Consider the following 13,618-nt stretch of genomic DNA (forward strand, 5'->3'; position numbering starts at 1 on the left):
GCACTTTCATTAAAGATTCCGCAATTTATTAGAATAGAGTACGAGGCAAAGCGCAATCACCATAATCAAAATTGCCCCGGCAAATAAGATGGTATCAACGGAGCTTTCATGGTTGACGATAATCAAGCGCAACATCGCTGTTATCCCAGCGTAAATAAAATAGCGCAGTGGGAAATGATAGCCGCTTTTAAAATATTGCACGATTAAGCCGATAAATCCGAAATACAGGAAAAACATAACCGCTCGTTCCGCAACGTCATAAGGCACTACGCTGGAGGTGTTTAACACCATCATCGCCAGTGAATACGTGATTTTAGCCAGCGCGATGATCAACACCACAGCTAAGGCAATTAATGCACTGCTGAGCACGATTTTGAGGATACCGGTAACAACTTTAGGTAATTTTTCTAAGGATTGAGATTCTTCCATAATAGACTTCCTAATGAAATGAGGTGAGTAAAAACGTCGCATTCTAATGCAAGATGAAGAGAGGGTAAATAGTGTTGTAAAGGCTTCCTAAAAATAAACCTGTCTCCTTTCGTTTACGCTGCGTGAAAAGCGCACTACAATAATCGTTTAATCTCCCTTCTTTTTTTAAGGAATCTCATGCGCTACATTCTCATCGCATTATTTTTATGGAGCAGTTCTTTTGTCGCCGGTAAATACACCTACACCATGTTGGATCCGGTGTTGATGGTGCAATTGCGTTTGTTGATTGCCACCATAATTGTGCTGCCGATGTTTATGCGTGTTTGGAAGCGCATTCCTAAAGGCTTACGTCCGCAAGTGTGGTGGTTGGGATTATTAAATTATCCGGTGATCTTTCTATTGCAATTTATTGGTTTAAGCCACACTTCGGCATCCAGTGCTTCAACGATGTTAGGGTTAGAGCCCTTCTTGGTGGTGCTGATCGGGCATTTTTTCTTTGGCGACAAAGCCCAAACCCATCACTGGATCTTTGGTTTAGTGGCGTTTCTTGGGGTCGCCTTGTTAATTTATGGCGGTGAAGAAACGGGCAATATCAGCCTGTTTGGCTGTAGTTTAGTGCTGATTGCCGGCGTTGTTTTTGCTTCGTGTTTGCGTTGGACGCAAAAAGTCATCGTGCAACTCACGGCGCAAGTTTATACCACCAGTAGCATTGTGTTTGGCACGATAACTTGCCTTCCTTTCACCCTTTGGCTGACGGAAAGCTGGCAAATTCATTGGAATTGGCAAGGCATCGCAGGGTTACTTTATATTGGCGTTGGTTGTAGCTGGTTGGCGTATTATTTATGGAATAAGGGAATTAATAGCGTCGATTCTAATTTAGCAGGCATTTTGGTTTCACTCGAACCGGTATTTGCGATTTTGTTGGCGGTATTACTGTTAGGCGAGCATATTAGCCCACTGTCTTGGTTGGGGATTTTGGCGGTTATTGCAACCACATTAATTTCCAGTGTGTATCCGCGTTTAATTCGGCGAGCGAGTTAAAAACGCGGTAAAAATAAACCGCACTTGAGCGTCTCTTCAAAGTGCGGTTTGTTTTTGCGTATTTTTAAGCGATTCTGCCTAGAGGGCATTAGTATTTGACGACATGGCCGTAGCCTTCAAGAATGGCTTTTATGTGTTCAAGCGATTCTTTTGTTGGGGGTTTTACGTCTTCCAATTCATATTTTTCGCCCATTGCTGCCCATTTATGTGCGCCAAGGCGGTGATAAGGAAGGAGTTCTACTTTTTCAATGTTTGTCATACCTTCGATAAATTGACCGAGTAAATGTACGTCATGGTCAGAATCTGTATAGCCCGGTACGACCACGTAGCGAATCCAAACCGGTTGGTTACGTTTTTGCAAATATTTGGCAAATTCAAGCGTGCGTTTGTTCGGTACGCCAATAAGATTTTGATGCACTTGATCGTTGAGTTCTTTCAAATCAAGCAAAACCAGATCCGTCACATCAATGAGTTCATCAATCACATGATCATAATGACGCACAAAACCGTTGGTATCCAAGCAGGTGCTGATGCCTTCTTTTTTACAGGCTTGGAACCAATCACGCACGAACTCTGCTTGCAAAATCGCTTCACCGCCGGAAGCTGTTACACCACCGCCTGACGCATTCATAAAATGACGATAGCTGACCACTTCTTTCATCAGTTCTTCCACCGTAACTTCTTTGCCACCATGGACATCCCAAGTATCGCGGTTGTGGCAATACTTACAGCGCATTAAACAGCCTTGTAAAAACAGAATAAAACGAATTCCCGGACCGTCAACGGTGCCACAGGATTCATAAGAGTGGATTCTTCCTACAACTGACATGTATTCCTCAATAAATCGTCACGTTATTCGTTAAAAGTGCGGCCGTTTTTGTAAATGTTTTTAATGACCTAGTAATGTTTACAAAATTGGGATATCCCTAAAAAAATCAGACCGCTTACCTTACGGCAAGCGGCTGAAATATTAACACAGTTTTATCACTAAATTACATGGATTGTGTAAATGTACGGGTGATAACGTCTTGTTGTTGTTCTTTGGTTAACGAGTTAAAACGTACAGCATAACCGGAAACGCGGATGGTTAATTGCGGATATTTTTCCGGATTTTCCATCGCATCTAACAACATCTCGCGGTTCATCACGTTAACGTTCAAGTGTTGACCACCTTCCACTTCCGCTTCGTGGTGGAAGTAACCGTCCATTAAACCGGCAAGATTACGTTTTTGTGCTTCGTATTCCTTACCTAACGCATTTGGCACGATAGAGAAGGTATAAGAAATACCGTCTTTCGCGTAAGCAAACGGTAATTTAGCCACAGACGTTAAAGACGCTACTGCACCTTTTTGGTCACGACCGTGCATTGGGTTTGCACCCGGTCCAAATGGCGCTCCTGCACGACGACCGTCCGGCGTATTACCTGTTTTCTTACCATATACCACGTTAGAAGTGATAGTAAGCACAGATTGTGTCGGAGTTGCGTTGCGATAAGTTTTGTGCGTTTGAATTTTTTTCATGAAACGTTCAACTAAGTCGCATGCGATATCATCTACACGAGCATCGTTGTTACCAAATTGCGGATATTCACCTTCGATTTCAAAGTCAATAGCGACATTAGATGCCACAACCTTGCCCTCTTTATCTTTGATATCGCCACGAATTGGTTTGACTTTCGCGTATTTGATTGCGGCTAAAGAGTCGGCAGCAACGGAAAGTCCTGCGATACCGCAAGCCATAGTGCGGTAAACATCACGATCATGGAATGCCATTAATGCGGCTTCATAAGCATATTTGTCATGCATGAAGTGGATGATGTTCAAGGCGGTCACATATTGTGTTGCCAACCAATCCATGAAGCTGTCCATGCGGGTCATTACGGTGTCGAAATCAAGCACTTCATCTTTGATTGGCTCGGTTTTCGGACCGACTTGCATACCGTTTTTCTCATCGATACCGCCGTTGATTGCGTATAACAAGGTTTTTGCCAAGTTCGCACGGGCACCGAAGAATTGCATTTGTTTACCCACTACCATTGGGGATACGCAACAAGCAATCGCATAGTCATCGCTGTTGAAATCCGGACGCATTAAGTCATCGTTTTCATACTGTACGGAGGAAGTATCAATAGACACTTTGGCACAGAAACGTTTGAAGGCTTCAGGTAATTTTTCAGACCAAAGAATGGTTAAGTTAGGTTCCGGAGACGGACCCATAGTGTAAAGGGTATGTAAAATACGGAAGCTGTTTTTGGTCACTAATGTACGACCGTCTAAGCCCATACCGCCTAGGGTTTCGGTTGCCCACATTGGGTCACCGGAGAACAATTGATCGTATTCAGGTGTACGTAAGAAACGCACCATACGCAGTTTCATGACTAAGTGGTCGATTAATTCTTGTGCTTCTTGTTCGGTAATTTTGCCATTTTTCAAATCACGTTCGATATAAATATCTAAGAAGGAAGAAATACGACCGAAAGACATTGCCGCACCGTTTTGTGATTTCACCGCGGCTAAGTAAGCAAAGTAAGTCCATTGAACCGCTTCTTGTGCGTTAGTCGCCGGGTTAGAAATATCGAAACCATAAGAGGCAGCCATTTCTTTCATTTTGCCTAATGCACGATGTTGTTCAGCAATTTCTTCACGCAACTGAATAGTCGCTTGAATGTCTTCACCCCGTTCTAATCTTGCTTGGAGTGAGTCGAATTGTTTTTTCTTATCGGCCATTAAATAGTCGATACCGTAAACGGCTAAACGACGATAGTCACCGATAATACGACCACGACCGTAAGCATCCGGCAAACCGGTTAACACGCCTGATTTACGGCAACGAAGGATATCCGGTGTATATACATCAAATACGCCTTGGTTATGGGTTTTACGATATTCAGTGAAAATATGTTCTACTTCAGGATCTAATTGACGGCCATAAACTTCACAAGACCCTTTAACCATTTTGATACCGCCGTATGGCATAATGGCACGTTTTAATGGAGCATCAGTTTGAAGACCAACGATTTTTTCTAATTCTTTGTTGATATAGCCAGGTTTGTGAGAAGTGATGGTTGATGGGTTGTCTGTGTCAAAATCTAACGGCTCGTGCGTTTTGTTTTCGATTTTGATGCCTTCCATGACTTTATCCCACAACGCAGTTGTTGCAGGGGTTGCATCAGCTAAGAAAGATTCATCACCTTCATACGGTGTATAGTTTTTTTGGATAAAGTCACGCACGTTGACTTCATTTTGCCAATCACCACCGACAAAACCTTCCCAAGCCTTTTGTTGAGCTTCTGTTAATTGAGTCATAACATTCCTCTTTTAGATTATTGATAAAAATAAACCTGTTTAGGAGGGAAACGAACGACTTAGGTTTCCTTCCTTTTGTGAACCGATTAATGAGGTTGGTTGATTGACCATAAGGCCAATCCAATACAACAACCACCGCCAACAATGTTCCCCAATGTCACCGGAATCAAATTTTTCACGATAAAATGATAAAGATTTAAATCTGTGAACTGCTGAGAATCCATATTAATGGCTTGCCAAAATTCCGGGACGCTAAAGTGCGCAGTAACGATACCCATTGGGATCATAAACATATTCGCCACACTGTGCTCGAATCCTGACGCAACAAACAAAGCAATCGGTAAAATCATAATAAATGCTTTATCTGTTAATGTTTTTCCTGCGTAGCTCATCCAAATGGCAATACACACCATTACATTACACAATATCCCCAAACAAAAAGCTTCAAACCATGTGTGGTGAATTTTATGTTGAGCGGTCGCTAAAATGGTGAGTCCCCACTGCCCATTGGCAGCCATTGTCTGACCTGCAAACCAAATAAGAAAAACAATAAAAAGTGCGCCGACAAAATTGCCGAAATAAACCACAATCCAATTTCGCAGCATTTGAAAAGTATTAATTCGTCCGCTTGCACGGGCGACAGTTGTCATGGTTGATGAGGTGAATAATTCAGAGCCGCAAACCACGACCATAATCACGCCAAGAGAGAATACAATTCCGCCGACCAGTTTGGTTAACCCCCACGAAGCACCAACATTTCCTGTTTGTGTTGTGGTGTAAAAAACAAACGCTAAAGCAATAAACGCGCCCGCCGGAATGGCAGAGAAAAAGGATAAAATCTGTTTCTTAGTGGCCTTATAAACGCCGACATCTTCGCCAATTTGGCTCATTCCCGCCGGAGAGACCATACACGTTGTTTTGGACGTTTCGGTATTCATTTCAGAATTCCCTTTCATTATTTGACCCCTAAATATCGCCGTTCACAACGCTGTATTACAAGAAAAGACCTAGAAACTTAAAAAAATTTGAAAATTTATAATTTTTGTTAATTATATTTTCTTTTCCCCGTAAAGTAAAAATATTTCTCCTTTTTAATGCAAAAATATTGTTCTTTGTCAATAATTAGATCGGTGTAATAAAAAACCTTTCTCGACAACATCAAAGATGGCCTGATAAATTGCTATTTTAGCGGTTTTCTGTTAAAAAGTGCGGTCACAAAACGCAATATTTTTTAAGGAGAAAATCATGGCAGCAGAAACCATTTTCAGCAAAATTATCCGCAAAGAAATTCCTGCGAATATCGTGTATCAAGATGAACTTGTCACCGCATTTCGCGATATTGCACCGCAAGCAAAAACCCATATTTTAATCATTCCAAACAAGCTCATTCCAACTGTAAACGATGTGACCGAACAAGATGAAGTGACCTTAGGTCGTCTGTTCACGGTTGCCGCTAAACTTGCTGCACAAGAAGGCATTGCGCAAGACGGTTATCGTTTGATTGTCAACTGCAACAAACACGGCGGACAAGAAGTGTTCCATTTACATATGCATCTCGTTGGCGGTGAGCCTTTAGGAAAAATGTTGGATAAATAATGAAAAAGTCTATTTCCCTTTTTTTTGCGACCGCACTTTTAGCGGGATGTAGCGCAAAGGTGCCAACCTTATTAAATACGCAAAGCCCGATTTTAAACATTGAAGCCCCAGCAGCAGAAAGGCTGGAAGCGGGCGTGGAGAGCGACAGTGCGTGGATCAAAAATAAAACCGAACAGCCGGTCAACTTGGCTTATCGCTTGTTTTGGTATGACAAACACGGGGTGACCGTGACGGCTGAAGAGCCTGCTATTTGGCATAGGTTGGCATTGCAACCGCTACAAAAACAACCGCTCACATTGGCTCGACCAACGGCGGATAGCGTCAATTACCGCTTATATCTTCGCTTGAACTAAAATGTCTACACTATTTATTGACTTAGCCGGTTACGAGCTGGAACAAGAAGAAATTGAATTATTGGAACACCCGCTCGTGGCGGGATTGATCCTCTTTACGCGTAATTTTCACGACCGTGCGCAATTACAAACATTGATTCAATCTGTGCGACAAAAGGTGAAAAAGCCCTTGTTGATTACAGTGGATCAAGAAGGTGGCAGAGTACAGCGTTTTCGTGACGGCTTCACCCAACTTCCTGCAATGCAGGCATTTTCCGCACTGATTGAAGATCCTATTGAACAACGGAAGATGGCATTTGAAGCCGGCTGGCAAATGGCGGCAGAAATGACCGCACTTGATATCGATTTGAGTTTTGCACCGGTGTTGGATCTAGGACACCAATGCAAAGCCATCGGCGATCGCAGTTTTGGTTGCGAAGTAAAAAGTGCGGTGGATTTAGCCGGCAATTTTATTCGCGGTATGCACCAAGCCGGCATGGCGGCAACGGGAAAACACTTTCCGGGGCATGGCCATGTGATTGCTGATTCTCATTTAGAGACACCTTATGACGATCGTAGTCAGGAAACTATTTTCAGTCAGGATATTCAGCCGTTCCAGCAACTTATCGAACAAAATCTGCTACAAGCCATTATGCCGGCCCATGTGATTTATTCGCAATGTGACAACCAACCGGCGAGTGGCTCTAAATATTGGTTACAAGACATTTTGCGTGTTCAACTGAATTTCAACGGTGCCATTTTCTCTGATGATCTCGGCATGAAAGGGGCGGGATTCATGGGGGATTTTGTGGCGCGTAGCGAACAAGCCTTAAATGCCGGTTGTGATCTGTTGTTGCTTTGTAATGAACGGGACGGGGTGATTCAAGTGTTGGATAACCTAAAACTCTTAGAAAAACAATCGTGCTTCTTGTTGCAGCAACAACGCTTACAAAGTCTCTTCAAACGTAAAAAACTGACTTGGTCGGAACTGGAACGCGCGCCCCGTTGGTTGGAAAATCGTCAAAAACTGACCGCACTTCAACAGCAATGGCTGGCAGCGAAAAATTAATATGATGCAATGTGAACATTATCAACGAGGCGATTGTCGTTCTTGTCAATGGTTGGAATTGCCCTATGCCGCTCAACTGGAACAGAAAACAGCACACTTGCAACAGCAGTTGCAGGGGTTAGAAACGTCTCATTTGATTTGGTTTGCCCCCTTTCAATCAGCCCAAGAAGGGTTTCGCAACAAAGCCAAAATGGTTGTCAGTGGCGCAGTTGAACGCCCCATTTTGGGGATTCTACCGGATCTGCGAGATCCGCAAAGTGCGGTGGATTTATGCGATTGCCCACTTTATCCACAACGTTTTCAAGCTATCTTTCCTCTTCTTAAAGATTTCATCGCACGCGCAGGCCTTGTGCCGTACAACGTAGCAAAACAAAAAGGCGAATTGAAACATCTTTTATTGACAGAAAGCCAACACAGCCACCAACTCATGTTGCGCTTTGTGTTACGTTCGGAAGCCAAATTGCCGTTGATTCAACGGGAACTGGCGGGATTACGTCAAAAATTGCCGCAACTTGCTGTCATTAGCGTCAATATCCAACCGCAAAATGCCGCGATTCTCGAGGGAGAAAAAGAGATTTTCCTGACGGAGCAACACACGTTGCCTGAGACTTTTAATGGCATTCCACTTTTTATTCGCCCGCAGGGGTTCTTTCAAACCAACCCGCAGGTTGCTGAAGGGTTATACGGCACGGCACAACAATGGATAAAAGACCTGCCTATTCGTCAACTTTGGGATTTATTCTGTGGTGTGGGCGGTTTCGGGCTACATTGCTTGAAAGCGTTGCAAATGCAGAACCCGGAACAACCAATTCACCTCACCGGCATTGAAATTTCCGCCTCAGCTATCGCCGCCGCGAAATTATCGGCACAGCAACTCGGATTGGACAAGCAAGTTCATTTTCAGTCGTTAGATGCGGCAAATTTTGCCTTGGCTCAAGCAGACAAACCGGATTTGGTCATTGTTAACCCGCCCCGTCGTGGTATAGGCAAGACACTCGCCGAATTTCTCAATGAAATGCGACCGCACTTTATTTTGTATTCCAGCTGTAACGCCGAAACCATGGGTAAAGACTTGCGATCTTTGACCCATTATCAACTGGAAAAAATTCAACTGTTCGATATGTTTCCACATACCGCGCATTATGAAGTGTTGGTGTTGTTGCGATTAGCCGTGTGAGGCCGAATTTTTATTTTCAGCGAGCAAGCGTTGGATGAGTTTTGTATTTGCCGGCGGAAATTGTTCCATATCCAATTCCTCTTGTTCCAGCCAAAAACCTTCTTGTCCTTCACGGCCAAAAGGTTCGCCTAGCCATTCATCCACTAAGTAGAAATAAAAATTCAGAATTTTTGTTGGATATTCAAAGGTAAAACGTTCAAACAATGTGGCATGAGAAACCAAAATACCGACTTCTTCCTCTAATTCTCGTTTTAACGCTTGTTCCGGCGTTTCATTGGGTGCGACTTTTCCGCCGGGAAACTCCAGCGATTGCGCAAAGTCTTGACCTTCTAATCGTCGGGTGAGATAAATTTGTCCGAATTCGTTACGAATAATGCCGGCAGCAACTTGTATGACCGGTTTTTCCATGCTTTTCTCCGTGTTTGCCTATATGGTCATTTCCGCATAACAAACGCCCCCATTGAGGGACGGGGGCGCTTTAGATGAGTTATGCATTTGTCGGGTAATCCCACCAAATATCGAATAGTTCGCTGATTTCAATTTGTTGTAAACCATTTTGGCTTAACCAATTTTTCACTAATTCTTGATGCTTGGCATCACATTTACCGATTTTTTCTAAGCAAACCAAGCCTTCCCAGTGTAAATAGCCACTGCCTTCATAGGCCAATCCATTCGGTTGAATAACTTCAGCGATGAAGCGGTCAACAGTGCTGTCGATTTGTTCTACAGAGGTGCCTTCGGCAAATTGCCACTTCACTAAAAAGCCTAATTCTTGGAATTCGGCAAGGTGCATTTTTTTGCGTTGTCTTTGGTTACGTTTGATCGCCATGATGTGTTTCCTTTATGTTACGGTTTGATGAAATATAAATCCCACACGCCATGTCCTAGGCGTTGACCGCGTTGTTCAAACTTGGTCAACGGACGAAAATCAGGACGTGGAATATAGTCGTTGCTGGCAGAGGTGTTACGCAACTGCGGATATTGCTGCAACACCGCCAACATCTGTTCAGCATAATCTTGCCAGTCAGTTGCCATGTGAATGAATGCGCCGGCTTGCAATTTAGTTAATAAGTGGTCAATAAAGTGCGGTTGTACGATACGGCGTTTGTGGTGTCTGGCTTTGTGCCACGGATCCGGAAAGAACAATTGCAAACCGCCAAGGCTTTGGTCGGCAATGCTGTCACGTAGAATTTCGGTGGCATCGTGACAAATGACGCGTAGGTTCGTTACGCCTTTTTCCACCGCATAGGCAATGCAAGCGCCAACGCCCGGCGTATGCACTTCAATACCGAGGTAGTTTTTGTCGGGATTTTGTGCTGCCATCTCCACAAGGGAACTGCCCATACCAAAGCCGATTTCCAAAATAACAGGATTCTCATTTCCATAAATACGTTTAAAATCAAATGGCTGTGGTTGATAATCCAAACCGAATGCCGCCCAGTTTTGGTTCATGGCGTTTTTTTGATAATCGCTTAAGCGACCTGTGCGTAGCACAAAACTGCGTACTTTTCTTTTGTAACGACCATCGGAGGTAAATTCGGCGGATTCAACGGTTTTGCGTTTTTGATCAGCAAAAGTCGTTGGAAGTTGTTCTTGAGATTGTGTGTCTAACATGAAATTTTGTGATTTATGGGATAACGAAAATAGAATGTCCTAAAAAGTCGCTGCTGATTATAGGCGGTTTCCTTACCCTTGGCAATTTCGGCACCGGGAATCAACAAGCCCTTGGCTTTATGTTAAACTTTGGCATTTTCATGTGGTGTAATTTGGAAAAAACTGACAAAATCCACCGCACTTTTATTACATAATTCGGTATTGAATAATTAGAACGTTATGCTGGCTCAATCCACTCCCCATGCGCCTTTTGCGCAGTCTGTATTAACATGGTATGCCAAGTTCGGGCGGAAAAATTTGCCGTGGCAACAAAATAAAACCTTATACGGCGTTTGGTTGTCAGAAGTGATGCTGCAGCAAACGCAGGTGGCAACGGTCATTCCGTATTTTGAGCGTTTTGTTAAAACGTTTCCTAATTTGACCGCACTTGCTGATGCTCTGTTAGATGAGGTGCTGCATTTGTGGACGGGCTTGGGTTATTACGCGCGGGCGCGAAATTTGCATAAAGCCGCGCAAATCATGCGTGATCAATACGGCGGCATATTTCCGACAGAATTTGAACAGGTGTTGGCGTTGCCCGGCGTAGGGCGAAGTACGGCAGGAGCGATTTTGTCCTCTTGTTTAAATGCGCCTTATCCCATTTTGGACGGTAACGTGAAGCGGGTGTTATCCCGTTATTTTGCCGTGGACGGTTGGCCGGGCGAGAAGAAAACAGAAGATCGCTTGTGGAAATTGACAGCACAGGTGACACCAACGGAACAGGTGGCGGATTTTAATCAGGCAATGATGGATCTTGGGGCAATGGTGTGCACCCGTTCTAAACCCAAATGTAGCCTTTGTCCGTTACAGTTAACTTGTCGAGCCAATGCTGAACAAAATTGGCAGGCGTATCCGGGGAAAAAGCCGAAGAAAGTATTGCCGGTGCGGGAAGGTTATTTTTTGCTGTTGGAAAAAGACGGTAAAGTTGCATTAGAGCAACGGGAAAATAGCGGTTTGTGGGGCGGATTATATTGTTTTCCGCAATTTACCGATAAAGAAGAATTGCTGGCGTATTTGGACGCAAATGGTATTCGGCACTATCAGCCATGGCCGGCATTTCGTCATACATTCAGCCATTTTCATTTGGAGATTTATCCCATTTATGCACGAGTTGATGACATCTCTGCGTCATCTGAGGCAAATCGTTCCTCGTGGATAAAAGTCGCGGAAAAGAAAAATCCAAATGAATCTGCGCTATTAAGTGCGGTCAAATATTGGTATGATCCGCAAAATCTCGGATCCATCGGCCTTGCGACGCCGGTGAAAAATTTATTAACTCAGTATGTAAGGAATCGTTATGGCAAGAATGGTATTTTGTGAACGTTTAAAACAAGAAGCGGAAGGCTTGGATTTTCAACTATATCCGGGAGAATTGGGTAAACGTATTTTTGATTCCATTAGCAAACAAGCGTGGGGAGAGTGGATGAAAAAACAAACCATGTTGGTGAATGAGAAAAAATTAAACATGATGAATGCGGAACATCGTAAGTTATTGGAGCAGGAAATGGTGAATTTCCTGTTTGAAGGTAAAGACGTACACATTGAAGGCTATACTCCACCTGAAGCGAAGTAAAATGAAGAAGTATTTAATTCTGGCATTAATTCCCTTTTTGTATGCGTGTGGCGGCGGAGGTTCACATCATCGCGGGCTAGACTTTGATGAAGCCTTTGCGAAAGATACCCGCGGTTTAGATATTTTAACCGGGCAATTTGCCAATAATATCGACCGCATTTGGGGGGTGAATGAGCTGTTGGTTGCCAGTCGTAAGGACTATGTGAAATATACGGATCGTTACTTTACCCGTAGCCATGTAAGTTTTGATGAAGGTTTGATTACTATCGAAACGCAGGCAGATTTAAACCGTTTACATAATGCGATTGTGCATACATTATTGATGGGATCGGATGCGAATGGCATTGATTTATTTGCTTCTGGTGATGTGCCGATCAGTTCTCGTCCCTTTTTGATGGGGCAGGTGATTGATCATCTTGGTGGTCCAATTGCCGATCAGCTGACGGCGAGTAACTTTGCTACGTATTTGATTCAAAATAAGTTACAAACCCGCCGTTTAGCGAATGGTAACCAAGTACAGTTGGTTGTTATTCCAATGATTGCCAACCACGTGGAAGTGCGTGCGCAGAAATATATTCCGATTGTGCGTAAAGTGGCACGTCGTTATGGATTGGATGAGAGCTTGATCCTTGGGATTATGCAAACAGAATCGAGTTTTAACCCGTATGCGATTAGTTATGCGAACGCCATGGGCTTAATGCAAGTCGTACCGCATACTGCAGGACGCGATGTGTTCCAAATGAAAGGCATGAGTGGTCAACCAAGTAAAAACTATTTGTTTGATCCTGAGAAGAATATTGATGCCGGCGCGGCTTATTTGTGGTTGCTACAAAATAAATATTTAGATGGCATTACAAACCCGACATCAAAACGCTTTGCCATGATTTCAGCCTATAACAGCGGTGCCGGTGCGGTATTGCGCGTATTCAATGACGATAAAGATGCTGCGATTATGCAAATTAATCAACTGTATCCGGAGCAGGTTTATCGCATGTTGACGACAAGCCACCCCTCTGCGCAGGCGCGTAATTATTTATTGAAAGTCGATAAAGCTCAAAAAAGTTATCGTGTTAGACGTTAAAGAATTTTCACAAGTATAAAATGTTAATGCCCACAGAATAAATGTGCTGTGGGCATTTTTATGATCATAAAAAACGCATAAGTGTATAATTTATATACATTTTGTTTGTTAAACGTGCAAATGAATTAATTATTTCACATTTTTTTAAAATAGGTGTTGACTTGAAATCGAAAAAAACGTTTAATACGCACCACTGATGAGTTGCCTCGATAGCTCAGTCGGTAGAGCAGGGGATTGAAAATCCCCGTGTCGGTGGTTCGATTCCGCCTCGAGGCACCACTATTCCTCCTTAGTTCAGTCGGTAGAACGGTGGACTGTTAATCCATATGTCGCAGGTTCGAGTCCCGCAGGAGGAGCCAAAT

General features: G+C 43.5%; 15 protein-coding genes and 2 tRNA genes. 10 read left to right on the top strand and 7 right to left on the bottom strand.

The window, feature by feature from the left end:
* Positions 1-9 precede the first annotated feature (9 nt).
* Complete coding sequence (psiE, locus tag Q0203_RS07160) at positions 10-429, bottom strand: phosphate-starvation-inducible protein PsiE (protein WP_297930885.1); 420 nt, start codon at positions 427-429, stop codon at positions 10-12.
* 177 nt (positions 430-606) lie between these two features.
* Between psiE and Q0203_RS07165 the strand changes: the two genes are divergently transcribed.
* Positions 607-1,470 (top strand): DMT family transporter, encoded by an 864-nt coding sequence (locus Q0203_RS07165; protein WP_209364421.1) that lies wholly within the window; start codon positions 607-609, stop codon positions 1,468-1,470.
* Positions 1,471-1,558: 88 nt separating this feature from the next.
* Here Q0203_RS07165 and pflA read toward each other — a convergent pair whose 3' ends face one another.
* The 3 genes from pflA to focA form a co-directional block, all read right to left on the bottom strand.
* Positions 1,559-2,299: a pyruvate formate lyase 1-activating protein gene (gene pflA / locus Q0203_RS07170; RefSeq protein ID WP_297930888.1), complete on the bottom strand. Its 741-nt coding sequence runs from the start codon at positions 2,297-2,299 to the stop codon at positions 1,559-1,561.
* 163 nt (positions 2,300-2,462) lie between these two features.
* On the bottom strand, positions 2,463-4,775 hold the full coding sequence (gene pflB / locus Q0203_RS07175; protein ID WP_297930891.1) for a formate C-acetyltransferase: 2,313 nt from the start codon (positions 4,773-4,775) through the stop codon (positions 2,463-2,465).
* Positions 4,776-4,861: 86 nt separating this feature from the next.
* The gene (gene focA, locus Q0203_RS07180; protein ID WP_297930894.1) at positions 4,862-5,713 is read right to left on the bottom strand and encodes a formate transporter FocA; all 852 of its coding nucleotides are present in this window, start codon (positions 5,711-5,713) and stop codon (positions 4,862-4,864) included.
* Positions 5,714-6,020: 307 nt separating this feature from the next.
* On the opposite strand from focA, the gene hinT reads away from it, so the two are divergent.
* Genes hinT through rlmC form a run of 4 tightly spaced genes read left to right on the top strand, consistent with a single transcriptional unit; the run spans position 6,021 to position 8,949 of the window.
* On the top strand, positions 6,021-6,371 hold the full coding sequence (gene hinT, locus Q0203_RS07185; protein WP_032997967.1) for a purine nucleoside phosphoramidase: 351 nt from the start codon (positions 6,021-6,023) through the stop codon (positions 6,369-6,371).
* Positions 6,371-6,724, top strand: coding sequence for a DUF1425 domain-containing protein (locus Q0203_RS07190; protein WP_297930900.1), 354 nt, complete (start codon positions 6,371-6,373; stop codon positions 6,722-6,724). The genes hinT and Q0203_RS07190 overlap by 1 nt, the downstream gene beginning before the upstream one ends.
* 1 nt (position 6,725) lies before the next feature.
* Positions 6,726-7,772, top strand: coding sequence for a beta-N-acetylhexosaminidase (nagZ, locus tag Q0203_RS07195; protein ID WP_297930902.1), 1,047 nt, complete (start codon positions 6,726-6,728; stop codon positions 7,770-7,772).
* Position 7,773: 1 nt separating this feature from the next.
* Positions 7,774-8,949 (top strand): 23S rRNA (uracil(747)-C(5))-methyltransferase RlmC, encoded by a 1,176-nt coding sequence (rlmC, locus tag Q0203_RS07200; RefSeq protein ID WP_297930906.1) that lies wholly within the window; start codon positions 7,774-7,776, stop codon positions 8,947-8,949.
* On the opposite strand, the gene mutT is transcribed toward rlmC, so the two are convergent.
* From mutT to trmB, 3 genes are all read right to left on the bottom strand, one after another.
* The gene (mutT, locus tag Q0203_RS07205; protein ID WP_297930909.1) at positions 8,938-9,357 is read right to left on the bottom strand and encodes an 8-oxo-dGTP diphosphatase MutT; all 420 of its coding nucleotides are present in this window, start codon (positions 9,355-9,357) and stop codon (positions 8,938-8,940) included. The genes rlmC and mutT overlap by 12 nt on opposite strands.
* 79 nt (positions 9,358-9,436) lie before the next feature.
* Positions 9,437-9,778, bottom strand: coding sequence for a YggL family protein (locus Q0203_RS07210; RefSeq protein WP_021616006.1), 342 nt, complete (start codon positions 9,776-9,778; stop codon positions 9,437-9,439).
* 17 nt (positions 9,779-9,795) lie between these two features.
* On the bottom strand, positions 9,796-10,563 hold the full coding sequence (trmB, locus tag Q0203_RS07215) for a tRNA (guanosine(46)-N7)-methyltransferase TrmB (protein ID WP_297930912.1): 768 nt from the start codon (positions 10,561-10,563) through the stop codon (positions 9,796-9,798).
* Positions 10,564-10,782: 219 nt separating this feature from the next.
* On the opposite strand from trmB, the gene mutY reads away from it, so the two are divergent.
* The 5 genes from mutY to Q0203_RS07240 all read left to right on the top strand — a co-directional run bounded on the left by mutY (position 10,783) and on the right by Q0203_RS07240 (position 13,615).
* The gene (gene mutY, locus Q0203_RS07220) at positions 10,783-11,922 is read left to right on the top strand and encodes an A/G-specific adenine glycosylase (RefSeq protein ID WP_297930915.1); all 1,140 of its coding nucleotides are present in this window, start codon (positions 10,783-10,785) and stop codon (positions 11,920-11,922) included.
* Positions 11,900-12,175: an oxidative damage protection protein gene (locus Q0203_RS07225; protein ID WP_033002507.1), complete on the top strand. Its 276-nt coding sequence runs from the start codon at positions 11,900-11,902 to the stop codon at positions 12,173-12,175. Before mutY ends, Q0203_RS07225 begins: the two co-directional genes overlap by 23 nt.
* A 1-nt stretch (position 12,176) precedes the next feature.
* The gene (gene mltC / locus Q0203_RS07230) at positions 12,177-13,256 is read left to right on the top strand and encodes a membrane-bound lytic murein transglycosylase MltC (protein WP_021616011.1); all 1,080 of its coding nucleotides are present in this window, start codon (positions 12,177-12,179) and stop codon (positions 13,254-13,256) included.
* Between the two features lie 203 nt (positions 13,257-13,459).
* Positions 13,460-13,535: transfer RNA gene (locus Q0203_RS07235), tRNA-Phe, on the top strand.
* Positions 13,536-13,539: 4 nt separating this feature from the next.
* Positions 13,540-13,615, top strand: a tRNA-Asn gene (locus Q0203_RS07240).
* Positions 13,616-13,618 lie beyond the last annotated feature (3 nt).

Source organism: uncultured Aggregatibacter sp. (assembly GCF_938046485.1).
In the GTDB taxonomy this organism is placed as follows: domain Bacteria; phylum Pseudomonadota; class Gammaproteobacteria; order Enterobacterales; family Pasteurellaceae; genus Aggregatibacter.